The organism is Streptomyces sp. NPDC005955 (assembly GCF_042871255.1).
Lineage (GTDB): Bacteria > Actinomycetota > Actinomycetes > Streptomycetales > Streptomycetaceae > Streptomyces.
In genome coordinates, this window is record NZ_JBIAIF010000002.1 from 614,969 (window position 1) to 640,070 (window position 25,102).

The window sequence follows — 25,102 nt, forward strand, 5'->3', positions numbered from 1 at the left end:
GAACCCTAGTGGCAGGGCGTGACGCACCGCCACGGGGTTTCGGGGTTCCGGGTCCGGTTGCGTGCCGTGTCACGGGCACCCGAGCAAGGGTGCGAAAGTTGAGACCTGGGGCGCGAAGGTTTACGGGGTGCGCAACCTTGTACGAACCTTTACGGGGTGTATGTGACGTATGACCCGTACGTCCTCAGGGGGCGTCTTCCTCGGTCGTGCCGTGTACCGGCGCGCTCGGGGCAGCGGCAACGGCACCACGGCAGTACCCGCAGTAACAGAAGTATCCGGCGCACGAAGTGAATCGGGAGTTCCGCGAACCATGAGCGACGAGCCGCAACAGCACGACGAGGGCACTACGGGCCCGGAGCCCGAACGCCCCGCGGCACCGCCGACCGGCGAGGGGGAGCGGAGCTCCGGGAGCCCGTCCGGAACCGGGAAGAAGCCTTCGGACACCGGGAGCGGGGCTCCGGCCCCCGGGGGGAAGACCACGGGCACGCCGGGTGCGAGCGGGGCGCCGAAGCCTCCGCAGCGCCCGGCGAAGAGCAGCCCGGCCGGTCCGCGGCCGGCCACCAACGAGGAGCGCTCCTTCGACGCGTTCGCCCCGCGACCGCGCTCCGGCACCTCCGGCGGGAACCGCCCCGCGGGCACCGGTCCCGTGGGCTCCGGTGCGGCACGGCGGCCCGGCGGTCCGGCACCCGAGCGCAAGGCGCCCGAGTCCGCGGCACCGGGGGCCACGGCGCCCGGGGCCAAGGGCGGCGAGCCGAAGGGGCCCGCGCCCGAGGCGACCGGGCCCGGGGCACCCCTGTCCAAGAATCCGCAGTCCAAGGCCCCCCACTCCAAGGGGACCGCGCCCGGGGCGACCGGCGCCGAGGCTCCGGGAGCCGGTCCGGCGGCCAAGGGGCCCGGCCCCAAGGGCGCACCCGCGTCCGGCGGGCCGGGCCAGCGCCCCGCCGCGGAGTCCCGCACCGCGCAGGGCGCACGGGACGACCGCAGCAAGCGCGACGCACCGGGCGCCCCGGGCACCGGCAAGGCACCCGGCGGTCAAAAGGGCGCCGCCGCCGGTGCTGCCGCAGCCGCAGCCGCGGGCACAGGCTCGGGCTCGGGCTCGACGAAGCGACCCGCCGGCCAGTCCGGCCCGTCCGGTCCGTCCGGTCCGTCCGGCAAGCCCGCACCCGGCGCGTCCCCCGCATCGGGACGGACGGCCAGCGGCACCGGAGGCGCCCCCGGCGGCCCCCGCAAGGGCGCGCCCCGCGGGGCCGAGGAGACGCCGGCGGAGCGCACCACCCAGCTCGGCGCCGTCCGCCGCGGCGGCGCGGGCGGGGCAGGCGGGGCAGGCGGCGCGGGACGACCCGGTGGCCCGGGTGGCCCCGCGGCTGCCGGTGGCTCTCCCGAGGAGCGGCCGGTCGAGCGCACCACCCAGCTGCGCCTCCAGAAGCCCGGCACCCCCGCGAAGAGTGGGCAGGGCGCGGTCCCGCCGCCCCGCGGAGCGGACGGCACCGCGGTCTTCGCCGCGGCCGACGGCCCCGCCGGGGAGCCGGCCGGCCCCGACAAGAAGGCGAAGCGGAAGCGGCCCAAGCGCAAGGGCTGGCGCCGGCTCGTGCCGACCTGGCGCTTCACGCTGGCGGCCGTCCTCACGGTGCTGCTGCTGGGGATGGGCGCCTTCATCACCGGCTACATGATCGTGAAGATCCCCGCGGCGAACGCCGCGGCGACCAAGCAGAGCAACGTGTACCTGTACGCGGACGGCTCGCAGCTCGCCCGCGACGGCGAGGTCAACCGGGAGAACGTGCAGCTGTCGCAGATCCCGGAGGACGTCCGGCGCACCGTGCTCGCCGCCGAGGACCGCGACTTCTACGGCCAGTCGGCCGTCGACCCGAAGGCGATGGTCCGCGCCGGCTGGAACACCATGACCGGCAAGGGCAAGCAGTCCGGCTCGACGATCACCCAGCAGTACGTGAAGAACTACTACCTCGCGCAGGAGCAGACCTTCTCCCGCAAGGCGAAGGAGTTCTTCATCTCGATAAAGCTGGACCGCGAGCAGTCCAAGGACGAGATCCTGGAGGGCTACCTCAACACCAGCTTCTTCGGCCGCAACGCGTACGGCATCCAGTCCGCGGCGCAGGCGTACTACGGCGTCGACGTCGAGAAGCTGACCATCGAGCAGGGCGCGTACCTCGCCTCGCTGCTCAACGCCCCGAGCGCGTACGACGTGGTGGCCCACCCGCAGAACAAGCCGCAGGTGGTGTCCCGCTGGAAGTACGTCCTCAACGGCATGGTCACGGAGGGCTGGCTGTCCCAGGAAGAGCGGGACAAGATGAAGTTCCCGATGCCGCGGGAGGCCAAGGGCTCGGTCGGCATGTCCGGCCAGCGCGGCTACCTGGTGCAGGCCGTCAAGGACTACCTGTTCGAGCACGACATCATCAGCGAGGACGTGCTGAACGCCGGCGGGCACCGGATCACCACCACGCTCCAGAAGCCCAAGCAGGACGCCCTGGTCAAGGCGGTCAACGACCAGCTGATGGCCCGGGTCGACAAGAAGGCGCGCAAGGTCGACCGCAACGTGCGGGCGGGCGGCGTCTCCATCGACCCGGCGACCGGGCAGGTCGTCGCCATGTACGGCGGCATCGACTACACCAAGCAGTTCGTCAACAACGCGACCCGACGGGACTTCCAGGTCGGTTCGACGTTCAAGCCGTTCGTGTTCACGTCCGGCGTGGAGAACGACTCGGTGACCCAGGACGGTCGTCCGATCACCCCGAACACGGTCTACGACGGCACCAGCAAGCGCCCCGTGGAGGGCTGGAGCGGCGGCCCGTACGCGCCGGGCAACCAGGACTACGTCAACTACGGGCCGATCACCATCCGGGAGGCCACCGACAAGTCCGTGAACTCGGTGTACGCGCAGATGGCCGTGGACGTGGGCCCCGGCAAGGTGGAGAAGACCGCGGTCGCGCTCGGCGTGCCGAAGAAGACCCCGGACATGCACCCGTACCCGTCGATCGCGCTGGGCGCGGCACGGGCGAGCGTCCTGGACATGACGGGGGCGTACGCGACCCTCGCCAACCACGGCAAGCAGCGCGACTACACCCTGGTCGCCAAGATGACCAAGAACGGCGCGGCGATCGCCCTGCCGAAGCGGACGGCCAAGCAGGTCGTCAGCCGCCAGGCCGCGGACACCACCACCTCGCTGCTGCGCAGCGTGGTCGACAGCGGCTCGGGCATGGCGGCGCTGGCCGCCGAGCGGCCCGCCGCGGGCAAGACCGGTACCGCGGAGAACGACAAGGCGGCCTGGTTCGCGGGCTTCACCCCGGACCTCGCCACCGTGGTCGCGGTGATGGGGCAGGACCCGGTGACCGGCAAGCAGATCCCGTTGTACGGGGCCCTGGGCGAGCCGCGGATCAGCGGTGGCGGTCCGCCGGCGCAGATCTGGGCGCAGTACACCAAGGCCGCGCTCAAGGGCAGCGAGCCGCAGGACTTCACGCTGCGGCTCCAGGACGGGTCCAACAAGCGGCTCGACCTGCCGGGCGCCAGCAGCAGCAGTGACCCGGACGCCTCCACCAGCCCCGACACCGAGGAGCAGGAGACCGAGGGCCCCACGCAGGAGGAGGAGCCCGAGGACACCACGCCGAGCAACGACGCCACCCAGGACACCGGGAGGCCGACGACCCCGGGCAGCGGGGCCACCGACGGCACCACCGGGAACGGCCAGAACGGCGGTACGACGGGTGACGGCGGCACGTCCGCGGGGACCGGCGGCACCACGTCCGGCACCGGTTCGGGCGGGACCGGCGGCACGGGCTCGGGCGGCACCGGCGGCACCGGCTCAGGTGGCACCGGCGGCACCGGCTCGGGCGGCACCGGCGGGACCGGCGGTGGCGACGGCGGCGCGACGGGCCAGGTGACGGGCGGCCCCGGCCAGACCGGCACGCCCACCGGCGGCAACAGCCCGGGACTGCCCACGACCCCGTAGCGGGACGGAAGCAGACACACGAGTGGCCCCCGGGGTGGGTACCCCGGGGGCCACTCGTACGTGCGGGCGGATGCTGACCCGCGCGCGGAAGGGTCCGTCAGTGGCCGGAGGTGGCCTTCAGTCCGATGACGGCGACCAGCAGCAGCGCGATGAAGAAGATCCGCGCGGCGGTCGCCGGCTCACCCAGCACCAGCATGCCGAGGATCGCGGCACCACCGGCGCCGATGCCGACCCACACGCCGTAGGCGGTACCGATGGGGAGGGTCTTCGCGGCGTACGACAGCAGGACCATGCTCGCCACGATCCCGGCGCCCGTGAACACACTGGGCCACAGGCGGGTGAACCCCTCGGTGTACTTCATGCCGATCGCCCAGCCGACCTCCAGCACACCGGCGATGATCAGCAAAATCCATGCCATGACGGCACCTCCGTGGTTTCCATGACGGATCTACAGGGGTGCGTCGTCTTTGCGTGTCCCGGTACGGCGCGTCTCGTCGGGCTGCCCCTACCGTAGCAAAAAACGGCGAAAGGGCTGGTGACCGGGGTCACCAGCCCTCAGAACGGGGCTCCGCCGGCTACAGGTATAGCCCGGTGGAGTCCTCGGAGCCCTCGAAACGGTCGGCGGCGACGGCGTGCAGGTCGCGCTCGCGCATCAGGACGTAGGCGGTCCCGCGCACCTCGACCTCGGCCCGGTCCTCCGGGTCGTACAGCACCCGGTCGCCGGTCTCCACGCTGCGGACGTTCTGCCCGACCGCGACGACCTCGGCCCAGGCGAGCCGTCGCCCGACCGCCGCCGTCGCGGGGATCAGGATGCCGCCGCCGGAGCGCCGCTCGCCCTCGGCCGTGTCCTGCCGCACCAGCACGCGGTCGTGCAGCATCCGGATGGGCAGCTTGTCGTGCGTGGTGTTCAAGTCCTTGTTGGCGCTCACGCCCCCGAACCTACCTGTCTCGGCGACCGGTACGCCGATGGGGTGGTCCGCACGGCCCGTACGGGGGCGCACCGGCCCCGGTGCGCCCCGTTTCCCGCCGGGGGCGGCGCCCCGGCGCCCTCAGACCTTGCGCTTGCGGGAGCCCCCGAGGGCCACCAGTCCGACGAGCCCGACGACGACGACGGCGACCGGCACGATCCGCTCCAGCCGCGGGGCGCCGTCCTCGGACACCAGCTTGCCCGTGAAGCGGGAGATCACCCGGTTGGCGCCGACGTAGACGCGGCCGAGGGTGTGGTCGACGCTGGCTACCGCCTTGGCCTTGGCGTCCCCGACGATCGTCTTGGGGTGCACTCGGACGCCGATCTCGTCGAGCGTCTCGGCGAGGCGCTCGCGGCGGCGCTCGATGTCCGCCTCGATCTGCGCCGGGGTCCTGGTATCCGATGTCTCCGACACCGTGTTGCCTCCGTCGTGTCCGGCGTGGGTGTTCCCTACGGTCGACAGTCTGTCAGCTTCCCGCGCGACCCACCCCACGGCACCCCCATTACGCTCGTTTCCGTACTGCGTTCCGTACGCCGTTCCGCAAGCGCCCCGGGGACGACCGCCCCGGGCAACCCACCCTCGCGAGGAGATGCGACATGAGCGAGCGACTCCAGCCCGGCGACACCGCCCCCGCCTTCACCCTGCCCGACGCCGACGGCAAGGAGGTCTCGCTGGCCGACCGCAAGGGCCGCAAGGTCATCGTGTACTTCTACCCGGCGGCCCTCACCCCCGGCTGCACCAAGCAGGCGTGCGACTTCACCGACCGCCTCGACTTCCTCGCCGGCGAGGGGTACGACGTGATCGGCATCTCCCCGGACAAGCCGGCGAAGCTGGCCAAGTTCCGCGAGCAGGAGGACCTGCGGGTCACCTTGCTGGCCGACCCCGACAAGGCGGTGCTGGAGGCGTACGGCGCGTTCGGCGAGAAGAAGCTGTACGGCAAGACGGTCACGGGCGTCATCCGCTCCACGGTGATCGTGGACGAGGACGGCAAGGTGGAGCGGGCCCTGTACAACGTCAAGGCGACGGGGCACGTGGCCAAAATCATCAAGGACCTCGGGCTGTAACCTCCCCCGCGCTGCCCGGCGCCCGGCCCCGGCCACTACGATGGGCGCGCGGACGCGGCCGTGGTGGAACTGGCAGTCACGCTGGGTTTAGGTCCCAGTGGGGTAACACCCGTGAGGGTTCGAGTCCCTCCGGCCGCACCGAACAGGGCCCGGCCCCCGAGCGATCGGGGGCCGGGCCCTGGTGCGTGCGCTCCGCGGCCCCGTTACGGGGCGGCCGGGAGGAGTTCGCGCAGGACGGGGACGAGGGCCCGGAACGCCTTGCCGCGGTGGCTGATGGCGTTCTTCTCCGCGGGGCTCAGCTCGGCGGTCGTCCGGTCGTCCCCGTCGGGCTGGAAGATCGGGTCGTAGCCGAAGCCGTTGCTGCCCTCGGGGGCGTGGCGCAGGGTGCCGGTCAGCCGTCCTTCGACGACGCGTTCGGTGCCGTCGGGCAGCGCCAGCGCGGCGGCACAGGTGAAGTGGGCGGCGCGGTGCGGGGCGTCGATGTCGGAGAGCTGCGCGAGCAGCAGGTCCAGATTGGCCCGGTCGTCGCCGTGCCGTCCGGACCAGCGGGCGGAGAAGATGCCGGGGGCGCCGCCGAGGACGTCCACGGACAGTCCGGAGTCGTCGGCCACGGCGGGCAGGCCGGTCGCCCGGGCCAGGGCGTGCGCCTTGAGGAGGGCGTTCTCCGCGAAGGTGACGCCGGTCTCCTTGACGTCCGGGATCTCGGGGTACTGGTCGGCGCCGACCAGCTCGTGGGCGAGCGCGGCGGCGGCCAGGATCTCCTGGAGCTCGACGAGCTTGCCGGGGTTGCGGGTGGCGAGGATCAGGCGGGTCATGCCGGGATTATGCCTGGTGGCACGGGGTGGGCCCGGGGGTGCCCCGGGCCCGGCCCCCGGCTACGGGGTGCACACCTTGGTCAGTTCGCCGGCCGCGTCGGTGACGGGGCCGATGTCCGGGGTCCGGTCGCCGTTCTCGATGGCGGTGCCGACGTTGTCGACGGCCTCGCCGAGTTGGTCCACGGCCTTGCCCAGGTCGGCGTTGTCGGTGGTGTCGCCGATCTTGTCGAGGTTCTTCTCGATCGCCCGGAGCGATTCCTCGGCCTGCGTCGGGTCGTTGGCGGCGTTCTCCACGGCCTGCTGGAGGTCGGTCACGCTGTCGGCGATCGTGTCGGCGGTCTGCACGCAGTCGAGCGCCTTGTCGACGGCGCTGCACCCGACGGCGAGCGGGGTGAAGAGTACTGCCCCGGCAACGGCGAGAGCGGTGATGGTGCGGCGGCGCGCGGCCATGGGGCGGGTCCCTCCCGAGAGTCACGGCGGACGCTGCGGGGTTCCCCCCTGCGCCCGTACTACTAGAAACGCGATCCGCCGCCGCTTGGTTGCCCCGGGTGCCGGTCCACCCGATCACGCACCGCCGCCCGGCCCGGCCCTCGGGGCGCGGACCGGGCGGCGGTCAGCGGTTCACTGCTCGTCGAGCGCCTTGCGCTGGAAGGCCGACAGCTCGTCGCAGCCGCCGACGGCCAGGTCGAGCAGGACGTTCAGCTCGTCGCGGGCGAAGGGCTCGGCCTCGGCGGTGCCCTGCACCTCGACGAAGCGGCCGTCGCCGGTGCAGACGACGTTCATGTCGGTGTCCGCCTTGACGTCCTCCTCGTAGCGGAGGTCCAGCAGCGGGACGCCGCCCACGATGCCGACCGACACGGCGGAGACGGTGCCGGTGAGCGGCTGCCGGTTCGCGCGGACCAGCTTGCGGTCCTTGGCCCAGGTGACCGCGTCGGCGAGGGCCACGTAGGCGCCGGTGATCGCGGCGGTGCGGGTGCCGCCGTCGGCCTGGAGGACGTCGCAGTCCAGCACGATCGTGTTCTCGCCGAGGGCCTTGAAGTCGACGACGGCACGCAGGGAGCGGCCGATCAGCCGGGAGATCTCGTGCGTACGGCCACCGACCCGGCCCCGGACGGCCTCGCGGTCGCCACGGGTGTTCGTGGAGCGCGGGAGCATCGAGTACTCGGCGGTCACCCAGCCCTCGCCGCTGCCCTTGCGCCAGCGGGGTACGCCTTCCGTCACGGAGGCCGTACAGAACACCTTCGTGTCACCGAAGGAGATGAGGACGGAGCCCTCGGCGTGCTTGCTCCATCCGCGTTCGATCGTGATCGGGCGGAGCTGGTCGGGGGTGCGGCCGTCGATGCGTGACATGGTTCCGAGCCTATCGCCCACGGCCTTCAGGGGGGCGTGGGCGGGTGGGGGGCCTGCGGGGCCGGTGCGATGCGCTGCGCGTGCGTTGTTCTGTGCGGTGCGCTGTGGTTTCGCGCAGTTCCCCGCGCCCCTGATCGGGGGCGAACCGCTGCGCGTGCGTGGTCTGGCTCGGGTGCGTGGTCGTTTGCGCAGTTCCCCGCGCCCCCTATCGGGGTGCGGTGTTCTGTGGTCCGCAGGATGCGATCCCACCGGAACGAAATTCAGGGGCGCGGGGAACTGCGCGAATCCCCCCACACACCCGCACGGGACAGCGCACCCTCAGGTGAAGGCACCCCGATCAGGGGCGCGGGGAACTGCGCGAAACCACCACGCACCCGCACGGGACAGCGCACCCTCAGGTGGACGCAGCCCGATAGGGGCGCGGGGAACTGCGCAGAACGACCACGCACCCGCACGGGCTACCGCTCGCCCCACTCCCACATGCTGCGCACCACTGGTTCCAGAGCGCGCCCCCGGTCGGTCAGGACGTAGCGGACCCGGGGCGGCCAGCCCGGCACGCGGTGACGCTCGATGACGCCCGCACGGGTCAACTGGACCAACCGGTCCGAGAGGACCTTGTCCGAGAGCACGGGCAGAGCCGCGGACACCTCGGAGTACGTCGCCTGACCGCGACGCAGGAACTCACGGATCACCAGCGGCGTCCACCGACCGCCCAACACGGCGAGGGTGACGTCAACGGGGCACCGCGGTTCGGGACGCGGCGGAACGAGTGCGCTGTCCGGACAGTCCGCCAGCGGACCGTCCGGCTCGTGTCCAACCGTTTGGTGAGTCACGCAGGCCCCTCCTAGCGTCCGTCGAGAACACCCCGCCAACACGCCTCCAGGGGGCCTCGTGCGCATCCACCACCTCAACTGCGGTTCCCTCCGCAAGATTCCACCACTCGGCGCGGGGCTGGAGGCCGACGCCGTGCACCACGAACGCGCCGTCGTCTGCCACTGCCTGCTCATCGAGACGGACTCGGACGGGCTGGTCCTGGTGGACACCGGTCTGGGCACCGCCGACCTGCCGCACCCCGAGAGGTCGCTGGGTGCGGACTGGGTGGCCTACGCCCGACCCGAGCTGAACCCCGAGGAGAGCGCGCTGCGCCAGGTCGTCCGGCTCGGGTACGCGCCCCGGGACGTACGGCACATCGTGCTCACCCATCTGCATCGCGACCACACGGGAGGGCTGCCGGACTTCCCCCGGGCCCGGGTGCACGTCCACCCCGAGGAGTACCGGGCCGTCACCGACCCCACGGCAGCGCACCACCGGCACAGCCTCGACCGCTTCGTGCCGGCGCACCGGGCGCACCATCCGCTGCTCACGCCCGCGTCCGTGGCGGACGGTACGGAGTGGTTCGGCTTCTCCGGCGTGGCTCGGCCGCAGGGGCTGGAGTGCGAACTCCTGTTGGTGCCGCTGCCCGGTCACTCGGCGGGACACGCGGGCGTCGCCGTGCGCGACGGGGACGGCCGGTGGTTGCTGCACGCGGGGGACGCGTACCTGCACCACGGCGAGCTCGAACACACGCCGCCCCGGTCCCATCCCGTCCTCGAACCGGTCCAGGAGGGGGCGCAGACCGACGCGGCAGTTCGTCTCGCGACCCGCGACCGGCTGCGTTCCCTGCGGCGCGACCACGCGGCCGAGGTCACCGTCTTCAGCGCGCACGACCCGTGGGAACTGGCTCGGTTCCGGCACGGGCAGCGCACCGGGGGGACTACATGAGGTCTTCGATCTCGCCGGCGATGGGGTCCGCGTCCGTGCCGATGACGACCTGGACGGCGGTCCCCATCTTGACGACGCCGTGCGCCCCCGCGGCCTTCAACGCACCGTCGTCCACCTTCGAGGGATCGACGACCTCCGTGCGCAGCCGGGTGATGCAGCCCTCGACCTCCACGATGTTCTCAAGCCCGCCGAGCCCCGCGATGATCTTCTCAGCCTTGCTGGCCATGCTGCCTCCCTGGCGCCACTGATGACTGCTTTGTCACGTTAACCCACTGTTGGCCCAACTTCGCGAGCGGTGACCGTCGGCTTGACGAAGGATGACGATCACGACGCGCCACCCGACCGGGTGGCGTACGTCATCCCAGGAGGTCGCCCATGAGCGCGGACAGCGCGGCAGCACCCGCCCGCTCACGGTGGAACACCCTGTTCCAGGGGCTCCAGAAGATGGGGCGCAGCCTTCAGCTGCCCATCGCCGTCCTGCCTGCCGCGGGCATCCTCAACCGGCTCGGCCAGCCGGACGTCTTCGGCACCGAGGGGCTGGGCTGGACGGATGTCGCGACGGTGTTCGCGGCGGCGGGCGGCGCCCTGCTGGACTCCTCGCTGGGCCTGCCCCTGCTGTTCTGCATCGGCGTCGCCATCGGCATGGCGAAGAAGTCGGACGGCTCCACCGCGCTCGCCGCGGTCGCCGGTTTCCTGGTGTACTACGCGATCCTCCGTGCGTTCCCGGAGAGCTGTGCGCCGGGCGCCGACTTCGAGGGGGCGGGCACCTGGAGCGGGCTGTGCGTCGCCGAGGACGGCACCTCGGCGCAGGCCTCGTACCAGAACCCGGGGGTCTTCGGCGGCATCGTCATGGGCCTGGTCACGGCGTACGTGTGGCAGCGGTTCCACCGGACCAAGCTGGTCGACTGGCTGGGCTTCTTCAACGGGCGGCGGCTCGTCCCGATCATCATGGCGTTCATCGGGTTGCTCTTCGCCGCGCTGTGCGTCTGGGTGTGGCCGCCGATCGGTGACGCGCTCACCAGCTTCTCGGAATGGCTCGTGGACCTCGGCTCCTGGGGCTCCGGCATCTTCGGCGTGGCGAACCGGGCGCTGCTGACGGTGGGGCTGCACCAGTTCCTCAACACGTTCGTCTGGTTCCAGTTCGGCGACTACACCAAGCCGGACGGCACGGTCGTGCACGGTGACATCAACCGGTTCCTCGCCGGCGACCCGACGGCCGGGCAGTTCACCACGGGCTTCTTCCCGATCATGATGTTCGCCCTGCCGGCGGCGGCCCTCGCGATCACCCACTGCGCACGGCCCGAGCGCCGCAAGATCGTCGGCGGCTTGATGCTGTCGGTGGCGCTGACCTCGTTCGTGACCGGCATCACGGAGCCGATCGAGTACTCGTTCCTGTTCGTCGCACCGCTGCTGTACGCGATCCACGCGGTGCTCACCGGCGTCTCGATGGCGGTGAGCTGGGCGCTGGGCGTCAAGGACGGGTTCAGCTTCTCGGCCGGCCTGATCGACTACGTCATCAACTGGAGTCTCGCCACCAAACCGTGGCTGATCATCCCGATCGGGCTGGCCTTCGCCGTGGTGTACTACGCGGTCTTCCGGTTCGCCATCATCAAGTTCAACCTCCAGACCCCGGGCCGGGAGCCGGAGGAGGAGTCGGAGGCGGAGGACCGCGAGAACGTGAAGTAGGGGTGCCGGCGGGGGTGCCGTGCCCGTCGGGCGCGGCACCCCCGGTGCTCTGCTCAGACCGCGTACGTGGCGCCCGGGACGGCGAGTTCCGTGGGGCCCTCGAAGACCTCACGGGCGTCCAGCAGGTTGACCTGGGGGTCGGTCCACGGCGGGATGTGGGTGAGCAGCAGCCGCCCCACCTCCGCCCGACGGGCCACCGCCCCGGCTTCGCGCCCGTTCAGGTGCAGGTCGGGGATGTTCTCCTTGCCGGCGGTGAACGCGGCCTCGCACAGGAACAGGTCGGTGCCCGCGGCGAGTTCGTGCAGCGGCTCGCAGACCCCGGTGTCCCCCGAGTACGTGAGCGCACGGCCGCCGTGTTCGACGCGGATGCCGTACGCCTCCACGGGGTGCGCGACGCGTTCGGTGCGCACCGTGAAGGGGCCGATGTCGAAGGTGCCGGGCTTGACCGTGTGGAAGTCGAACACCTCGCTCATCGAGGAGGCCGAGGGGGTGTCCGCGTACGCGGTGGTGAGCCGGTGTTCGGTGCCCTCGGGGCCGTACACGGGGACGGGGTCGCAGCGTCCGCCTTCGTGGCGGTAGTAGCGGGCGACGAAGTACCCGCACATGTCGATGCAGTGGTCGGCGTGCAGATGGCTGAGGAAGATGGCGTCGAGGTCGTAGAGACCGCAGTGGCGCTGCAACTCGCCGAGGGCGCCGTTGCCCATGTCGAGGAGCAGCCGGAAGCCGTCGGCCTCGACGAGGTAGCTCGAACAGGCCGAGTCCACGGACGGAAACGACCCCGAGCAGCCGACGACGGTGAGCTTCATGGGAGCTGGAACCTCCGCGCTGACGGGAGACGGGCCCTGCGGGGGCCGAAGGGGTGGAGTCTGTCGAGCGTAAAGCGCGAAAGGGGTGGGCGCTCCCCCGTCACTGACCGTTGTGGGCGAACTCACCCGCGCTATCACCGATTCGGGCTCTGTCCCGTGCGGGTGCGATGCGCTGCGCGTGCGTTGTTCGGCTCGGGTGCGCGGTGGTTTCGCGCAGTTCCCCGCGCCCCTATCGGGGTGCGATCACCTGGCGGTGCGCTGTTCGGCTCGGGTGCGTTGTTGGTTTGCGCAGTTCCCCGCGCCCCCTATCGGGGTGCGATGTTCTGTGGCCCGCAGGATGCGATCCCACCGGAACGAAACTCAGGGGCGCGGGGAACTGCGCAAGACCCCCCACACACCCGCACAGGACAGCGCACCCCAGCGGCCCGCACCCCGACAGGGGCGCGGGGAACTGCGCAAAACCACCACGCACCCGCACAGGACAGCGCACCCTCAGGTGAACGCACCCGAATCAGGGGCGCGGGGAACTGCGCGAAACCCACCGCGCACCCACGCAGGACAGCGCACGCGCAGCGCAGCGCAGCCCGATCAGGGGCGCGGGGAACTGCGCAGAACGACCACGCACCCGCACGGGAACAGTGCGGCCCGGCAGGGAACCCCTGCCGGGCCGTTCGCAGAACCGCTCACGCCCAGAGCTGGCCGTGCAACCGCTCGATGGCCTCCTCCGTGGTGGCCGCCGTGTACACCCCCGTGGAAAGGTACTTCCAGCCCCCGTCGGCGACGACGAAGACGACGTCCGCGTCCTCCCCCGCCTGGAGGGCCTTGCGACCGACCCCGATGGCCGCGTGCAGCGCGGCCCCCGTGGAGACGCCCGCGAAGATGCCCTCCTGCTGGAGCAGTTCCCGGGTCCGGGTCACCGCGTCCGCGGAGCCGACGGAGAACCGGGTGGTGAGGACGGACGCGTCGTACAGCTCGGGCACGAACCCCTCGTCGAGGTTGCGCAGCCCGTAGACGAGGTCGTCGTACCGCGGCTCCGCAGCGACGATCTTGACGTCCGGCTTGTGCTCGCGCAGGTAGCGGCCGACGCCCATGAGGGTGCCGGTGGTGCCGAGGCCCGCCACGAAGTGGGTGATGGACGGCAGGTCGGCGAGGATCTCCGGCCCGGTCGTGGCGTAGTGCGCACCCGCGTTCCCGGGGTTGCCGTACTGGTAGAGCATGACCCAGTCCGGGTTCGCCGCGGAGAGTTCCTTGGCGACCCGGACGGCCGTGTTGGAGCCGCCCGCCGCGGGCGACGGAATGATCTCCGCGCCCCACATGACGAGCAGCTCCCGCCGCTCCTGCGAGGTGTTCTCGGGCATCACGCAGACGATCCGGTAGCCCTTGAGCCGGGCGGCCATCGCCAGCGAGATGCCGGTGTTGCCGGAGGTGGGTTCGAGGATCGTGCAGCCCTCGGTGAGCCTCCCCTCCTTCTCGGCCTGCTCGATCATGTGGAGCGCGGGGCGGTCCTTGATCGAGCCGGTCGGGTTGCGGTCCTCCAGCTTCGCCCAGATCCGTACGTTCTCGGCGGGCGAGAGCCGCGGTAGGCGGACGAGCGGCGTGTTGCCGACCGCGGCGAGCGGGGAGTCGTACCGCATGCCGGTCAGGCCATCCCGCCGGCGACGGCGGGCAGGATGGTGACGCTGTCGCCGTCGGTGAGCTTGGTGTTGATGCCGTCGAGGAACCGCACGTCCTCGTCGTTGAGGTACACGTTCACGAAGCGCCGCAGCTGGCCGTTGTCGACCACCCGGTCGTGGATGCCGGCGTGCCGGCTCTCCAGGTCGGCGAAGAGGGCGGCGAGGGTGTCCCCGCTGCCCTGGACGGCCTTCTCCCCGTTGGTGTAGGTGCGGAGGATGGTCGGGATGCGGACCTCAATGGCCATGGCGTGGGCTCCTGTCGGGAATCGGGCAAACGGTGTTGCGGCGTACCGAGCGGATCTCGGCGGTGGGGCGGGCGGACGGAGCGCGAGGTGGCGGGCGGACCGGGGCCGAAGCCGCCGGTCGGCGGCCTCGCGGGTGCGCCCGCCGGTGCGTCAGGGCCGCTCGGCGGCGGAGGTCAGCACGGACAGATGGCACTGTCGGACCGGCACAGGTCGACGTGCAGCCGCGCCACGAGCAGCGGCGTGCCCGGCGTCTTCTCGCTCACGTCAGAGGGAACCATGCGGTCATCGTATCGATTCCCCCCGCGGGTCCCAGAGGGTCATTCCACATCGCGGACGGAATCCGGCCGCGATGTGGACAAGAGGAGGTCGGAGCGCCGGTCAGTACGCCTCGACGACCCGGACCTCCTCCTCCGTGACCGTGCCGTCCACGATGCGGAACGAGCGGAACTGGAAGGGTCCGGCGTCGTCCTGGTCGGCGGTGGAGACGAGGACGTAGTGCGCGCCGGGTTCGTTCGCGTACGCGATGTCCGTGCGGGAGGGGCGCGCCTCGGTCGCGGTGTGCGAGTGGTAGATGATCACGGGTTCCTCGTCCCGGTCGTCCATCTCGCGGTAGAGCTTGAGCAGATCGCCCGAGTCGAACTCGTAGAAGGTGGGCGAGCGGGCGGCGTTGAGCATCGGGATGAACCGCTCGGGCCGCCCCGTGCCGGCGGGGCCGGCGACGACTCCGCACGCCTCGTCGGGGTGGTCCTCGCGCGCGTGGGCCACTATGCGGTCCCGCAGGTCCTGGGTGATGGTCAGCATGGGCCCAGGATAAGCAGCGGGCCCCTCCCGTACCGGATTGCGGTACGGGAGGGACCGGATGCTGGACACGGGGTGGGGTCCGGTCAGCGGCGGGCGTCGCTGGGGACGGCGTCCGACGAGCGTTTCTGCCGGTTGAAGGCCGCCGCGTCGGGGTTGCGCCGCTTCAGCACGAGGTACGAGACGCCGAGCAGCAGCGCCCAGACGGGGGCGCAGTAGAGGGAGATCCTGGCGTCCTCGTCGACGGCCATCATGACGATCACCATGCTGATGAAGGAGAGGGCGAACCAGCTGGTGAACGGGGCGCCGGGGGCCCGGAAGGAGGACTTCGGGAGTTCACCGCGGTCGGCGCGGGCCCGGTAGCGGATCTGGCTGACCAGGATCATGATCCAGGCCCACATGCCGGAGATGGTCGCGAACGACACCACGTAGGTGAACGCCTCGCCGGGCCACCGGTAGTTGATCCAGACGCCGACCAGCATGAGCGCCGCGGAGAACGTCGTGCCGATCAGCGGGGTGCCGCGGGAGGTGAGGCGGGTGAAGACCGCGGGGCCCTGGCTGTTGAGGGCGAGGTCGCGCAGCATGCGGCCGGTGGAGTACATGCCGGAGTTGCAGGAGGAGAGCGCGGCGGTCAGCACCACGAAGTTGACCACGGCGGCGCCGAGGGCGAAGCCCATCTCCTCGAAGGCGGCCACGAAGGGGCTGACGCCGGGCTGGAACGTGGTCCACGGCACCACCGAGAGGATCATGATCAGCGCGCCGACGTAGAAGACGGCGATCCGCCACGGCACGGTGTTGATGGCCTTGGGGAGGTTCTTCTCCGGGTCCTTGGACTCCCCCGCGGTGACGCCGACCAGCTCCACGGCGAGGAAGGCGAACATCACGATCTGGAGGGTCATCAGGGTGCCGCCGACGCCCTCGGGGAAGAAGCCGCCCTCGTTCCACAGGTGGGCGACGGTCGCGGTGTCGCCGGCGTCGGAGAAGCCGATGGTCAGGATGCCGGCGCAGATGAGGATCATGCCGATGATCGCGGTGACCTTGATCATCGAGAACCAGAACTCCAGCTCCCCGAAGAGCTTCACGGAGATCAGGTTGGCCCCGTAGAGGATCACGGTGAACACGAGCGCGGACAGCCACTGGGGGATGTCCCACCAGTACGTCATGTAGGTCGCCGCCGCGGTCACCTCGGTGATGCCGGTGACCACCCAGAACAGCCAGTACGTCCAGCCGGTCACGAAGCCGGCGAAGGGGCCGACGAACTCGCGGGCGTACTCGGCGAAGGAGCCCGACACCGGTCGGTACATGAGGAGTTCGCCGAGGGCCCGCATGATGAAGAAGATGACGAGCCCCGCGACGGCGTACGCGAGGATCAGGCTGGGCCCGGCCTTGGAGATGGCCTTGCCCGCGCCGAGGAACAGCCCGGTGCCGATCGCGCCGCCGATGGCGATCATCTGGATCTGTCGGGCGCCGAGCGCGCGTTGGTACCCCTCCCCGTGAGCGTCCGTCCGGGGGTGCGCGCCGGTGGGGGGAGTGGGGAGGTCGCCGCCGTCCTTGCCGACCTGGGTCGAGGTCATGGTGCCGTGCCTTTCGCCGGGTGAGTGGGGCCCCGTCAAGTGCGGAAGGTCTACCACGCGACCGGCGGAGATCGACTGAGGCGCGTGTGGGGCACGCCACAGGAAGAAAGGGAGGAATCCCTCCTCGTCCGGCAAACGCCGCAGGGGTGGTGACGGATTCGTTATCCGGATTTGAGCGCCCGCTGAGCGAACGCGCGCCCCGTGCGCACCACTGCACGCCCACCCCTTGCGGAGGGGGGCCACCCTTCGCGTATTGTTCTAGTTGACATAGAACTAGTGCGCATTTTCGCTGATCTGGATGGGGGATGTCATGGCACGTCCGACCCGAACCGACCGCCTCCCGCTGTGGCGCGGAGCCGCCCCGGTGGCACTGTCCGCGACCCTGGCGACCGGGGCGTTCCTGGCCGTCTTCGCCGCCGCGTACGACCGGCTGCCGACCGAACTGGCCACCCACCTGGGCCCGGACGGACGGGCCGACGACTTCACGGGGCGCGGCGCGTTCGCCGCGTCCGCCCTGCTGCTCGTCCTCGGGACGGCCGCGCTGTTCGCGGTGCTCGGGCACCGCGCCCGGGGCTCCGGGACGGCGGCCCGCCTGCTCACCGCCACCGGCACCGCCCTACCGGTCTTCGTCGGCTATCTGACGGTGGCGCTCACCCGGGCCAACACCGGGGTGAGCGACCCGCACGCGGTGCACCTCCCCGGCTGGCACGCGGCACTCGCCGCCCTGGCCGCGGTGCTCGCCGGTACCGCGGGATGGCTCCTCGCCGGGACGCACCCGGCCGCGCACCGCACCGCCGAGCGCCCGCCGCCGGCCACCGCGGACCGGCTGGCCCTCGCCCCCCGGGAGCACGTCGTGTGGACCCGTTCGGTCAACTCCCCCGGCCTGTGGACGATCGGGGCGGTCGTCGCGGTGGGCGCCCTGGCGTCGGGGAGCGTCGTGGGCTGGTGGGCGCTGCTGCCCGCGGGGGTGGTGGGCCTGCTGGTGGCGACGACGGCCCGGGTTCGGGTCACCGTCGACGCCCGGGGCCTGACCGTCGCCCCCGGCCTGCTGCCCACGCCCCGCGTCCACGTGCCGCTGGCGCAGATCACCACCGCCGGGACCCAGCACGTGAGCGCCCTGCGGGACTTCGGCGGCTGGGGGTACCGCACCCGGGCCGACCGCAGCGGGATCGTCCTGCGGTCGGGCGGCGCACTGGCCGTGGACCGGGCGTCGGGGCGTACCTTGGTGGTCACCGTGGACGACGCGACCACCGCCGCCGCGGCGCTCAACGCCCTGGCCGACCGGGCCCGCCGCACCGAGCCGAACGAAGCCTGAGATGCTGTTCCGAATCGACCCCCAGTCCCCGCTGACCCTGAGCGACCAGGTCGCCGCGTCGGTCCGCCGCGCGGTCGCGGAGGGGACGGTCACGCCCGACGAACGGCTGCCCGCCGCCCGGGAACTCGCCCGCTCGCTCGGCATCAACCTGCACACCGTGCTGCGCGGCTACCAGAAGCTGCGCGACGAGGGGCTGGTGGAGCTGCGGCGCGGGCGCGGCGCCGTCGTCACCCGCGGGGCGGACCCGGGGCGCAGCCGGCTGACCGAGCGGGTGCACGAGGTGGTGGCCGAGGCGCGGGCGACGGGCCTGTCCGACGAGGAGTTCCTCGACCTCGTCCGCCGGGCCCTGGGGGCAGGGCCGTCCGCGTAGGCCCGGGGCGGCGGACCGCACCGGACCGGACGGGACCACACCGGACCGGACCGGACCGCACCGGAGCCGCCGGATCGTCGGACGTCGGATCGCTACGGCATCAGGGTGGTGACCAGGGTTTCCTGGAGCCCTCCGAGCCAGAGGTAGGCCATCACCATCGGCTTGCGGGGGTCCTCGTCGGACAGCCGGTAGAGCAGATCGGCATCGTCCTCGTCGGAGATCTCCAGCCGCGCCGCGATCGCGAGCCGCAGGTCGTTGAGCGAGCCGAGCCAGCGGCGGCTGTCGTCCGCGGCCAACCGCAGCACGGCCCCGCCGTTGGAGTCGGTCGTGAGCCCGTCGAGGGCGCGGATCACCGCGAGGGCGTCCTCCCGCTTGCGGGCCCGCAGGTCGTTCTCGGTGAACCGACGGAACTCCGAGGAGCGCTCGGTGAGTTCCGCGGCCTCCTCCGGTTTCGTCGGGGCCTCGCCGGGACCCCCGTACGCATCGGGGAAGAGGCGGCGCAGGACCGGGTCGGCGGGCGGCTCGGTCGGGCCGTCGGCGAACAGTTCGGCGAGCGGGTCGGCCGGGGCGTCCCCGCCGGGGCCGGGCCCGACGAGTTCCAGGAGTTGGACCGCGAGCGAACGGATGATGGAGATCTCGACCTCGTCGAGCGTGACGGCCGCGCCGCCACCCGGGGTCGGTTCGAAGTGTCCTGGCATGGAGTCAGTCGCTACTTCCGGTCCTGCTGGAGCGTGGCCCACAGGCCGTAACCGTGCATGGCCTGCACATCGCGCTCCATCTCCTCGCGGCTTCCGCTGGAGACGACGGCACGGCCCTTGTGGTGGACGTCCAGCATCAGTTTCGTGGCCTTGTCCTTCGAGTACCCGAAGTACGCCTGGAAGACATAGGTCACGTAGCTCATCAGGTTGACCGGGTCGTTGTGGACCAGCGTGATCCACGGGACGTCCGGCTCCGGTACGGCGAACACCTCTTCCGCCGACTCGGTCTTCTCGATCTCTAGGGGAGCGGGAGCCGTCACACCGCCCATGCTGCCACTTGGTGCGCCCATACGCACAAACGGCCCGCCCCACGGGTGCCTCCACGAGCTTCCGCTTTGAAATCGTCAGAGTGACGAGATTGGGGGTAGCATCATCGTCATGAACACTGCGGACCTCGGGTTGCCGGTGGACGTGCCGTCGACCGCGCTCTTCACGGACCACTACGAGCTGACCATGCTCCAGGCGGCACTGGCCGCCGGCACCGCCGATCGGCGCTCCGTCTTCGAGGTCTTCACCCGACGGCTCCCCGAGGGACGCCGCTACGGAGTCGTGGCGGGCACCGGACGGGTGCTGGACGCCGTGGAGAACTTCCGCTTCGACGAGCCGGTCATCGGTTTCCTGCGCGAACGCGGGGTCGTCGACGAGCGGACCCTCGCCTGGCTCGCGGAGTACCGCTTCTCCGGTGACGTCTGGGGCTACCCCGAGGGCGAGGTGTACTTCCCCGGCTCGCCGCTGCTGCGGGTGGAGGGCTCGTTCGCGGAGTGCGTGCTCCTGGAGACGGTCATCCTGTCGATACTGAACCACGACTCGGCGATCGCCGCCGCGGCCTCCCGGATGGCCTCCGCCGCCGGGGACCGGCCGCTGATCGAGATGGGCGCCCGGCGCACCCACGAACTGGCGGCGGTCGCCTCGTCCCGGGCCGCGTACGTCGGCGGCTTCGCCACCACCTCGGACCTCGCCGCGGGCTTCCGGTACGGCATCCCGACCGTCGGCACCTCCGCGCACGCCTTCACTCTGCTGCACGACACCGAGCGGGACGCCTTCCGCGCCCAGGTCGACTCGCTGGGCGCGGGCACCACCCTGCTGGTCGACACCTACGACGTGGCCGATGCCGTGAAGGCCGCCGTGGACGTCGCCGGACCGGAGCTGGGCGCGGTCCGGATCGACTCGGGCGACCTGCTGCTCGTCGCCCACCGGGTCCGCCAGCAGCTCGACGAGCTGGGGGCCACCCGGACGAAGATCGTGGTCACCTCCGACCTGGACGAGTACGCCATCGCCTCGCTCGCGGCGGCCCCCGTCGACGCGTACGGGGTGGGCACGCAGCTGGTCACCGGCTCCGGGCACCCGACCTGTTCCATGGTCTACAAGCTGGTCGCCCGCGCCGCCTCCGGTGACCCGAAGGCCCCGCTGGTGCCGGTCGCCAAGCGCTCCACCGGCGGGAAGACCTCCATCGGCGGCCGCAAGTGGGCCGCGCGACGGCTCGACGCCCAGGGGGTCGCCGAGGCCGAGGTGATCGGCACCGGTCCGGTACCCGCCGACCTGGTCGACCGGCAGCTGCTCGTCGAGCTGATCAAGGGCGGTTCGGTGCTCGCCCGCGAGTCCCTGGACGTGGTCCGCGACCGGCACTCGGCGGCCCGTGCGGCACTGCCGCTGTCGGCGACCCAGCTGTCCCGCGGCGAGGCCGTCATTCCGACGGAGTACATATGAGCGCCACGACGGGATTCGGCCCCCACCCTTGGGGTACGTGCGACTACACAAGAACAGTGTGACGAGGGAGGTCGTGCCCTCTCCCGGTCCGGCGCCGAAGTGCCTACGCTCGGTCCGTCCGACCGCACCACCCTCCCTCACCCCGACCCGACAAGGACCCTCGACATGCGCCGCGCCCTGATCGTCGTAGACGTGCAGAACGACTTCTGCGAGGGCGGCAGCCTCGCCGTCTCCGGAGGCGCCGACGTGGCCGCCGCCATCACCGAGCTGATCGGACAGGCGCCCGCCGGCTACCGGCACGTGGTCGCGACCCGTGACCACCACATCGCGCCCGGCGACCACTTCTCGGACCAGCCCGACTACGTGGACTCCTGGCCCGTGCACTGCCTCGCCGGGACCGAGGGCGTCGGCTTCCACCCGAACTTCGCCCCCGCGGTCGCCTCCGGCGCGGTGGAGGCCGTGTTCGACAAGGGGGCGTACTCCGCCGCGTACAGCGGGTTCGAGGGCGCCGACGAGAACGGCGTCACCCTGGCGGACTGGCTGCGGGACCGGGAGGTCACCGAGGTGGACGTGGTCGGCATCGCCACGGACCACTGCGTACGCGCCACCGCCCTGGACGCGGTGCGCGAGGGGTTCCGGGCGAACGTGCTGCTGGACCTCACGGCGGGCGTCGCCGGCGAGACCACGCAGCGCGCGCTGGGTGACCTCCGCGAGGCGGGCGTCACGCTGAGCGGCGAGCCGGTCGTGGCCGCCTGACGTCCCCGGGGCGGGCCCTACGGCTCGCCCACCGGCGGCTGACGCGCCAGGAACTCCTCGAACGCCGCGAGCTGCTTCGGGTCCATGTACCCCTGCCGCCCCTGGACCGCTTGCTTCTCCAGCCACTCAAGGGACCAGGCGGCGTACAACTCGGCCACCACCACCCGACCCCGGGTGAACGTCATCCGCTCGCCGTTTCCGTGCACGTACTGCGTGTACGGGCCGTGCTGCGCCGGTCCGGGCGGACGCTCCGTCGCCCGGACCGGCGGGGGCAGGACACCGAGGTACCGCCGCGCCCAGTACTCCAACTCGGCCAACTCCCCCGCCGGGAGCAGCACGCCGACCGGCCGCCCGTCCTCGGTGAGCGTCACCCGCTCGCCGGTCTCCGCGACCCGGTCGACCAGCAGCTCGAAGTCGACTGCGGCGTACGGTAATTCACCACTGTTCATGGGCTCGACGGTACCTACCGCGGGGTCTCGGGCGCCGGAGCAGGAGGGTGCGGCAGGTGCAGGTGCAGCGGTCCCCCCGGAGCAGGGCCCGCACCGTCCGCCGGGCGTCGTGGCAGCCGTGCTCGGGCAGTTCGAAGATCCGCGCCCGGACGCACCCGGCGCACACGATGGCCCAGTCCACCGCACACCATCGGTGCAGGTGGTACGGGCCCGGGGCGTCGAGCCGTCGCACGTAGGGGTGGTGCCACCAGCGCACGGGGCCCTTGCAATCGACGCAGAGACGGGTCGTCCTCACGGGTCGTTCCTCCTTCGCTCCCCGCCGGTCACTGGGACAGCAGCGCGCGGACCGTCTTGCCGTGTGCGTCCGGCCGCCACGACAGCCGCGCGAAGCAGCGGACGAGCAGCAGCCCGCGGCCCCCTTCGTCGTCGGACCCGGTGTCCTGCTCGCCGTGGTCGGGCATCCGGGCGACCGGGTCGCTGACGTCCACCAGGAGGCGACCGTCCGCCAGCACGGCGAGCCGCAGTCGCAGCAACCGCCTGGGCACGGCCGCGTGGACGACCGCGTTCGTCGTCAGCTCGGACACCACGAGCAGGGCCGCGTCCCGGTCACCCGGCCAGTCCAGCCGGTCGAGCGCCCGTGCGGACTGCCGGCGGATCAGTCCGATGACGCGCGGGGTCATCGTGAAGCTCATCGACCATTCGCCGGTCACCGAATGGTCCACCGGCAGTGGGTACGTGCGGCCCATAACCGCCCTTCCTGACGTGAGCCGGCGAGACGGCGGCCCGGGAGTGGGTGCGCACATTCCAACGAGCAAGTGAGCTGGGCAGACAGGCAATTAGAGGGAGCTCCCGACAGCCGAAAACCGGCAATTTTCACGCAGGGCCAGATGCACCGTGGGTATACGAACAGCTACTTTGAGCACATGACGGGGAACGTCTTACTCGCCGCTCGGATGAAGGCCGAAGGCTTGAAGCAGCACGAGCTAGCCGATGCGCTGAATCAACGCATCGCATCCTTCACAGGAAGGCTCGGAACGCTTCAGGATCGTCATGTCCGCAACTGGTTGACCGGAAAAACGAAGTGGCCGCACGCGAGACAACGGCGCGCTCTCGAAGAAGAATTCGGATGTACGGCCGTCGAGCTGGGCTTCCGCAGACGCCAACCCAGGCAGGCGGCACACCGCCAAGCCTCAGTGGAGGAGTCCGTGAAACGACGCCAGTTCGCCACCTCGGCCGGAGCAATCAGCGCCGTCGCAGCCCTGCCGGGCACGGCCTCCGCTTCGACGCCTCGCATCGGCATGACCGATGTCTACCGATTCGAATCCGCCTTCAATCAGATCGTTGCTGCCGACAACGCGCGCGGCGGAGGCGTTCGACTAGAGACCCGCGCGCTCAGCTTCGCGAAGCTCGTTACCGATGTCCAGGCGAACAGCACCGCCAGCCAGCGTGTGCGCCAGCGCCTGTACTACCTCGCCGCAGCCTTCACTGGGAGTGCTCTTTGGGCCGCCATCGAGGATCAAGAGCCCGAACGGGCCAACCAACACCTCGACCGCGCGACTCGGCTGGCCGGTCTCTCTGGCAACCCCGACATCCAACTCCGAATCTGGGGTCATGCCTCGATGCTGGCCACACAGACAGGCAATTTCTCCGAGTCCCTCGCCGCATGTGAGGCTGCCAAGGCCTCGCCGTTGTGCCGCCGGGACCCGTTGTACCGCTCGCTGACGGCTGCCCGCTTGGCAAGTTCGCAAGCCCGCACGGGTGAGCGCACTCAGGCCCGCCGCAGCCTGGCGGTCGCCGCCCAAGCGTTCGAGCAAGCCGACCAGCAAACGTCTCGGGCGCCCTGGGTGGCTTTCTATGATCGCTCGGAATTGGAAGGGCTGTCCGGTCTCGCAATGTCGGATCTTGGGCGACACGATCAGGCAGAGGCGCACTTCCACCGCGCCCTCGCGCACTTGCGTCCGGGCTATGAGCGCAACCGGAAGTACTACACCTCGCATCTGGCCCTCTCTCAAATCCGTCAAGGTGACGTGGAACTGGCGTACACGACGGCGTCCTCAGTGCTCCCCGCCCACGACGAGGCTCCGCTGACCGGACGCCAACGGAAACTGCTGACGAAGTTCAGCCACGCACTAGCAACGCATGCGAAGGACACAGACATGGCTGCCTCCTGGGCGGAACGCTATGCCGACGAAAGGAACCGTTACCGGTGATCGAGTTCAAGCACCACGCAGCCGACACGCTGGCCGACGTCCGGCAGACCGTGCTCGACGTCCATGCCGAAGTGCGGCACCGGGACTTCGGACTCACCGCGCCGTTCTACGACGTGGAACGGTATGACGAGCGTTTGGCCGCGTACGCCTCCCGCCCGGGCTGGTCCGCTGTCCTGGGCTACGAGGACGGCGCCCCCGTGGGGTTCGCGTTCGGTATGCCGCTCGGGCCGGACACCCGCTGGTGGAGGTCCATGACCACTCCCCTGCCGGTCGGGTACACCGACGAGACCGGCACTCGCACCGTCGCGCTGAACGAGATCGTCGTCCGCAAGCAGTGGCGCGGCCGGGGCGTCGCGCAGCGCATCCATCAAGCGTGGTTGGAGCGGCGCACCGAGGAACGCGTGACCCTGCTGGTCAACCCGGCCGCAGGGAACGGGGCCGTGCAAGCCGTGTACGAGGCATGGGGGTACGCCAAGGTCGGCGAGCAGCAGCCGTTCGCCGACTCGCCTATCTTCGCCTCGATGACGCGGCCCGTCCGCATCCCCTGACCAGCCGAGTCCGACGGCCCGAAGTGGAGTTGAGCATGGGCACCCTCGACGTGTCGTCCTCCCACTCCACAAGCCCATCACGGTGAGGGAACCATGCGCACCACCGTGACCCTCAGCATGTTCTGTGCCGCAGCGGCACACCGTCAGAGCCTCAGTGGAGGAACCCGTGAAACGCCGCCAGTTCACCACGGCCACCGCCGTCGGAACGATCGCCGCCGTCACCGCGCTGCCTGGGCAATGACAACGCGACGTCATCGCGTGCACGTCGACGAGAGGCGGATCGTGGTC

28 protein-coding genes, 1 tRNA gene and 1 riboswitch are annotated in these 25,102 nt (G+C 71.2%); of the genes, 11 read left to right on the forward strand and 18 right to left on the reverse strand.

From position 1 onward, the window contains the following. Positions 1-310: 310 nt before the first annotated feature. Positions 311-3,961 (forward strand): transglycosylase domain-containing protein, encoded by a 3,651-nt coding sequence (locus tag ACFYOU_RS07985; protein WP_391304131.1) that lies wholly within the window; start codon positions 311-313, stop codon positions 3,959-3,961. Positions 3,962-4,058: 97 nt separating this feature from the next. Here ACFYOU_RS07985 and sugE read toward each other — a convergent pair whose 3' ends face one another. From sugE to ACFYOU_RS08000, 3 genes are all read right to left on the reverse strand, one after another. Beyond that, positions 4,059-4,379 (reverse strand): quaternary ammonium compound efflux SMR transporter SugE, encoded by a 321-nt coding sequence (gene sugE, locus ACFYOU_RS07990; protein WP_385486988.1) that lies wholly within the window; start codon positions 4,377-4,379, stop codon positions 4,059-4,061. 37 nt (positions 4,380-4,416) lie between these two features. Next, positions 4,417-4,481: riboswitch (guanidine-III (ykkC-III) riboswitch) on the reverse strand. Between the two features lie 55 nt (positions 4,482-4,536). Beyond that, complete coding sequence (locus tag ACFYOU_RS07995; protein ID WP_385487416.1) at positions 4,537-4,839, reverse strand: GroES family chaperonin; 303 nt, start codon at positions 4,837-4,839, stop codon at positions 4,537-4,539. A 171-nt stretch (positions 4,840-5,010) separates the two neighbouring features. Continuing rightward, positions 5,011-5,343, reverse strand: a complete 333-nt coding sequence (locus tag ACFYOU_RS08000; protein ID WP_391304132.1) for a DUF3618 domain-containing protein — start codon at positions 5,341-5,343, stop codon at positions 5,011-5,013. A 182-nt stretch (positions 5,344-5,525) separates the two neighbouring features. Here ACFYOU_RS08000 and bcp point away from each other — a divergent pair, with 182 nt between their 5' ends. After that, a complete protein-coding gene (gene bcp, locus ACFYOU_RS08005; protein ID WP_385486984.1) occupies positions 5,526-5,993 on the forward strand; it encodes a thioredoxin-dependent thiol peroxidase in 468 nt (155 codons plus the stop codon). A 54-nt stretch (positions 5,994-6,047) separates the two neighbouring features. Next, positions 6,048-6,131: transfer RNA gene (locus ACFYOU_RS08010), tRNA-Leu, on the forward strand. 65 nt (positions 6,132-6,196) lie between these two features. Here ACFYOU_RS08010 and rdgB read toward each other — a convergent pair. The 4 genes from rdgB to ACFYOU_RS08030 form a co-directional block, all read right to left on the reverse strand. Then, on the reverse strand, positions 6,197-6,808 hold the full coding sequence (rdgB, locus tag ACFYOU_RS08015; RefSeq protein WP_385757452.1) for an RdgB/HAM1 family non-canonical purine NTP pyrophosphatase: 612 nt from the start codon (positions 6,806-6,808) through the stop codon (positions 6,197-6,199). Positions 6,809-6,868: 60 nt separating this feature from the next. After that, positions 6,869-7,258, reverse strand: a complete 390-nt coding sequence (locus tag ACFYOU_RS08020; RefSeq protein ID WP_389762391.1) for a hypothetical protein — start codon at positions 7,256-7,258, stop codon at positions 6,869-6,871. 171 nt (positions 7,259-7,429) lie between these two features. After that, the gene (rph, locus tag ACFYOU_RS08025; protein WP_391304133.1) at positions 7,430-8,158 is read right to left on the reverse strand and encodes a ribonuclease PH; all 729 of its coding nucleotides are present in this window, start codon (positions 8,156-8,158) and stop codon (positions 7,430-7,432) included. Between the two features lie 458 nt (positions 8,159-8,616). Beyond that, positions 8,617-8,991 (reverse strand): winged helix-turn-helix transcriptional regulator, encoded by a 375-nt coding sequence (locus tag ACFYOU_RS08030; RefSeq protein WP_391304134.1) that lies wholly within the window; start codon positions 8,989-8,991, stop codon positions 8,617-8,619. A gap of 58 nt (positions 8,992-9,049) precedes the next feature. Here ACFYOU_RS08030 and ACFYOU_RS08035 point away from each other — a divergent pair, with 58 nt between their 5' ends. Continuing rightward, entirely contained in the window at positions 9,050-9,919 is an 870-nt protein-coding gene (locus ACFYOU_RS08035) for an MBL fold metallo-hydrolase (protein ID WP_391304135.1), read from the forward strand. Here ACFYOU_RS08035 and ACFYOU_RS08040 read toward each other — a convergent pair. After that, positions 9,912-10,145, reverse strand: coding sequence for a glucose PTS transporter subunit EIIB (locus tag ACFYOU_RS08040; RefSeq protein WP_389762382.1), 234 nt, complete (start codon positions 10,143-10,145; stop codon positions 9,912-9,914). The two genes, ACFYOU_RS08035 and ACFYOU_RS08040, sit on opposite strands and share 8 nt — an antisense overlap. A 149-nt stretch (positions 10,146-10,294) precedes the next feature. Between ACFYOU_RS08040 and ACFYOU_RS08045 the strand changes: the two genes are divergently transcribed. Then, positions 10,295-11,605 (forward strand): PTS transporter subunit EIIC, encoded by a 1,311-nt coding sequence (locus tag ACFYOU_RS08045; RefSeq protein ID WP_387010154.1) that lies wholly within the window; start codon positions 10,295-10,297, stop codon positions 11,603-11,605. A gap of 53 nt (positions 11,606-11,658) precedes the next feature. On the opposite strand, the gene ACFYOU_RS08050 is transcribed toward ACFYOU_RS08045, so the two are convergent. From ACFYOU_RS08050 to ACFYOU_RS08075, 6 genes are all read right to left on the reverse strand, one after another. After that, positions 11,659-12,411 carry an MBL fold metallo-hydrolase gene (locus tag ACFYOU_RS08050; protein WP_391304136.1) on the reverse strand — a complete coding sequence of 251 codons (753 nt, stop codon included), beginning with the start codon at positions 12,409-12,411 and terminating at the stop codon, positions 11,659-11,661. Between the two features lie 683 nt (positions 12,412-13,094). Then, positions 13,095-14,045 (reverse strand): cysteine synthase, encoded by a 951-nt coding sequence (locus ACFYOU_RS08055; RefSeq protein ID WP_391304137.1) that lies wholly within the window; start codon positions 14,043-14,045, stop codon positions 13,095-13,097. Between the two features lie 5 nt (positions 14,046-14,050). Further along, positions 14,051-14,329, reverse strand: a complete 279-nt coding sequence (locus ACFYOU_RS08060; RefSeq protein WP_385486964.1) for a MoaD/ThiS family protein — start codon at positions 14,327-14,329, stop codon at positions 14,051-14,053. Between the two features lie 173 nt (positions 14,330-14,502). Then, positions 14,503-14,607: a putative leader peptide gene (locus ACFYOU_RS08065; protein ID WP_385486962.1), complete on the reverse strand. Its 105-nt coding sequence runs from the start codon at positions 14,605-14,607 to the stop codon at positions 14,503-14,505. 100 nt (positions 14,608-14,707) lie between these two features. Then, positions 14,708-15,130, reverse strand: a complete 423-nt coding sequence (locus ACFYOU_RS08070; protein ID WP_389762375.1) for a Mov34/MPN/PAD-1 family protein — start codon at positions 15,128-15,130, stop codon at positions 14,708-14,710. 83 nt (positions 15,131-15,213) lie between these two features. Next, positions 15,214-16,701: an amino acid permease gene (locus tag ACFYOU_RS08075; RefSeq protein ID WP_391304138.1), complete on the reverse strand. Its 1,488-nt coding sequence runs from the start codon at positions 16,699-16,701 to the stop codon at positions 15,214-15,216. Positions 16,702-17,011: 310 nt separating this feature from the next. Here ACFYOU_RS08075 and ACFYOU_RS08080 point away from each other — a divergent pair, with 310 nt between their 5' ends. Together ACFYOU_RS08080 and ACFYOU_RS08085 are read left to right on the forward strand one after the other, a co-directional pair. Then, positions 17,012-18,016 (forward strand): DUF1648 domain-containing protein, encoded by a 1,005-nt coding sequence (locus ACFYOU_RS08080; RefSeq protein WP_391304139.1) that lies wholly within the window; start codon positions 17,012-17,014, stop codon positions 18,014-18,016. Position 18,017: 1 nt separating this feature from the next. After that, entirely contained in the window at positions 18,018-18,386 is a 369-nt protein-coding gene (locus tag ACFYOU_RS08085) for a GntR family transcriptional regulator (protein WP_391304140.1), read from the forward strand. Between the two features lie 92 nt (positions 18,387-18,478). Here ACFYOU_RS08085 and ACFYOU_RS08090 read toward each other — a convergent pair whose 3' ends face one another. Further along, complete coding sequence (locus ACFYOU_RS08090) at positions 18,479-19,084, reverse strand: DUF2017 domain-containing protein (RefSeq protein ID WP_389762367.1); 606 nt, start codon at positions 19,082-19,084, stop codon at positions 18,479-18,481. Between the two features lie 11 nt (positions 19,085-19,095). After that, entirely contained in the window at positions 19,096-19,413 is a 318-nt protein-coding gene (gene clpS, locus ACFYOU_RS08095; RefSeq protein ID WP_387010142.1) for an ATP-dependent Clp protease adapter ClpS, read from the reverse strand. Positions 19,414-19,522: 109 nt separating this feature from the next. On the opposite strand from clpS, the gene ACFYOU_RS08100 reads away from it, so the two are divergent. Then, the gene (locus ACFYOU_RS08100; protein ID WP_391304141.1) at positions 19,523-20,851 is read left to right on the forward strand and encodes a nicotinate phosphoribosyltransferase; all 1,329 of its coding nucleotides are present in this window, start codon (positions 19,523-19,525) and stop codon (positions 20,849-20,851) included. Between the two features lie 165 nt (positions 20,852-21,016). Continuing rightward, positions 21,017-21,607 carry an isochorismatase family protein gene (locus ACFYOU_RS08105; RefSeq protein ID WP_391304142.1) on the forward strand — a complete coding sequence of 197 codons (591 nt, stop codon included), beginning with the start codon at positions 21,017-21,019 and terminating at the stop codon, positions 21,605-21,607. A 17-nt stretch (positions 21,608-21,624) separates the two neighbouring features. Here the strand turns inward: ACFYOU_RS08105 and ACFYOU_RS08110 are convergent, their stop codons facing one another. Together ACFYOU_RS08110 and ACFYOU_RS08115 are read right to left on the reverse strand one after the other, a co-directional pair. Then, positions 21,625-22,056, reverse strand: a complete 432-nt coding sequence (locus ACFYOU_RS08110) for a type II toxin-antitoxin system prevent-host-death family antitoxin (protein ID WP_391304143.1) — start codon at positions 22,054-22,056, stop codon at positions 21,625-21,627. Between the two features lie 323 nt (positions 22,057-22,379). Then, positions 22,380-22,778 (reverse strand): ATP-binding protein, encoded by a 399-nt coding sequence (locus tag ACFYOU_RS08115; protein ID WP_391304144.1) that lies wholly within the window; start codon positions 22,776-22,778, stop codon positions 22,380-22,382. 201 nt (positions 22,779-22,979) lie between these two features. On the opposite strand from ACFYOU_RS08115, the gene ACFYOU_RS08120 reads away from it, so the two are divergent. Next, the gene (locus ACFYOU_RS08120; protein WP_391304145.1) at positions 22,980-24,266 is read left to right on the forward strand and encodes a hypothetical protein; all 1,287 of its coding nucleotides are present in this window, start codon (positions 22,980-22,982) and stop codon (positions 24,264-24,266) included. Further along, positions 24,263-24,814, forward strand: coding sequence for a GNAT family N-acetyltransferase (locus tag ACFYOU_RS08125; protein WP_391304146.1), 552 nt, complete (start codon positions 24,263-24,265; stop codon positions 24,812-24,814). Before ACFYOU_RS08120 ends, ACFYOU_RS08125 begins: the two co-directional genes overlap by 4 nt. Positions 24,815-25,102: the final 288 nt, after the last annotated feature.

Coding starts and splice junctions, on each gene's coding strand:
- ACFYOU_RS07985 (WP_391304131.1), top strand. CDS start 311: ATGAGCGACGAGCCGCAACAGCACGACGAGGGCACTACGGGCCCGGAG.
- sugE (WP_385486988.1), bottom strand. CDS start 4,379: ATGGCATGGATTTTGCTGATCATCGCCGGTGTGCTGGAGGTCGGCTGG.
- ACFYOU_RS07995 (WP_385487416.1), bottom strand. CDS start 4,839: ATGCTGCACGACCGCGTGCTGGTGCGGCAGGACACGGCCGAGGGCGAG.
- bcp (WP_385486984.1), top strand. CDS start 5,526: ATGAGCGAGCGACTCCAGCCCGGCGACACCGCCCCCGCCTTCACCCTG.
- rdgB (WP_385757452.1), bottom strand. CDS start 6,808: ATGACCCGCCTGATCCTCGCCACCCGCAACCCCGGCAAGCTCGTCGAG.
- ACFYOU_RS08020 (WP_389762391.1), bottom strand. CDS start 7,258: ATGGCCGCGCGCCGCCGCACCATCACCGCTCTCGCCGTTGCCGGGGCA.
- rph (WP_391304133.1), bottom strand. CDS start 8,158: ATGTCACGCATCGACGGCCGCACCCCCGACCAGCTCCGCCCGATCACG.
- ACFYOU_RS08040 (WP_389762382.1), bottom strand. CDS start 10,145: ATGGCCAGCAAGGCTGAGAAGATCATCGCGGGGCTCGGCGGGCTTGAG.
- ACFYOU_RS08045 (WP_387010154.1), top strand. CDS start 10,295: ATGAGCGCGGACAGCGCGGCAGCACCCGCCCGCTCACGGTGGAACACC.
- ACFYOU_RS08050 (WP_391304136.1), bottom strand. CDS start 12,411: ATGAAGCTCACCGTCGTCGGCTGCTCGGGGTCGTTTCCGTCCGTGGAC.
- ACFYOU_RS08055 (WP_391304137.1), bottom strand. CDS start 14,045: ATGCGGTACGACTCCCCGCTCGCCGCGGTCGGCAACACGCCGCTCGTC.
- ACFYOU_RS08060 (WP_385486964.1), bottom strand. CDS start 14,329: ATGGCCATTGAGGTCCGCATCCCGACCATCCTCCGCACCTACACCAAC.
- ACFYOU_RS08065 (WP_385486962.1), bottom strand. CDS start 14,607: ATGGTTCCCTCTGACGTGAGCGAGAAGACGCCGGGCACGCCGCTGCTC.
- ACFYOU_RS08070 (WP_389762375.1), bottom strand. CDS start 15,130: ATGCTGACCATCACCCAGGACCTGCGGGACCGCATAGTGGCCCACGCG.
- ACFYOU_RS08075 (WP_391304138.1), bottom strand. CDS start 16,701: ATGACCTCGACCCAGGTCGGCAAGGACGGCGGCGACCTCCCCACTCCC.
- ACFYOU_RS08080 (WP_391304139.1), top strand. CDS start 17,012: ATGGCACGTCCGACCCGAACCGACCGCCTCCCGCTGTGGCGCGGAGCC.
- ACFYOU_RS08085 (WP_391304140.1), top strand. CDS start 18,018: ATGCTGTTCCGAATCGACCCCCAGTCCCCGCTGACCCTGAGCGACCAG.
- ACFYOU_RS08090 (WP_389762367.1), bottom strand. CDS start 19,084: ATGCCAGGACACTTCGAACCGACCCCGGGTGGCGGCGCGGCCGTCACG.
- clpS (WP_387010142.1), bottom strand. CDS start 19,413: ATGGGCGGTGTGACGGCTCCCGCTCCCCTAGAGATCGAGAAGACCGAG.
- ACFYOU_RS08100 (WP_391304141.1), top strand. CDS start 19,523: ATGAACACTGCGGACCTCGGGTTGCCGGTGGACGTGCCGTCGACCGCG.
- ACFYOU_RS08105 (WP_391304142.1), top strand. CDS start 21,017: ATGCGCCGCGCCCTGATCGTCGTAGACGTGCAGAACGACTTCTGCGAG.
- ACFYOU_RS08110 (WP_391304143.1), bottom strand. CDS start 22,056: ATGAACAGTGGTGAATTACCGTACGCCGCAGTCGACTTCGAGCTGCTG.
- ACFYOU_RS08120 (WP_391304145.1), top strand. CDS start 22,980: ATGACGGGGAACGTCTTACTCGCCGCTCGGATGAAGGCCGAAGGCTTG.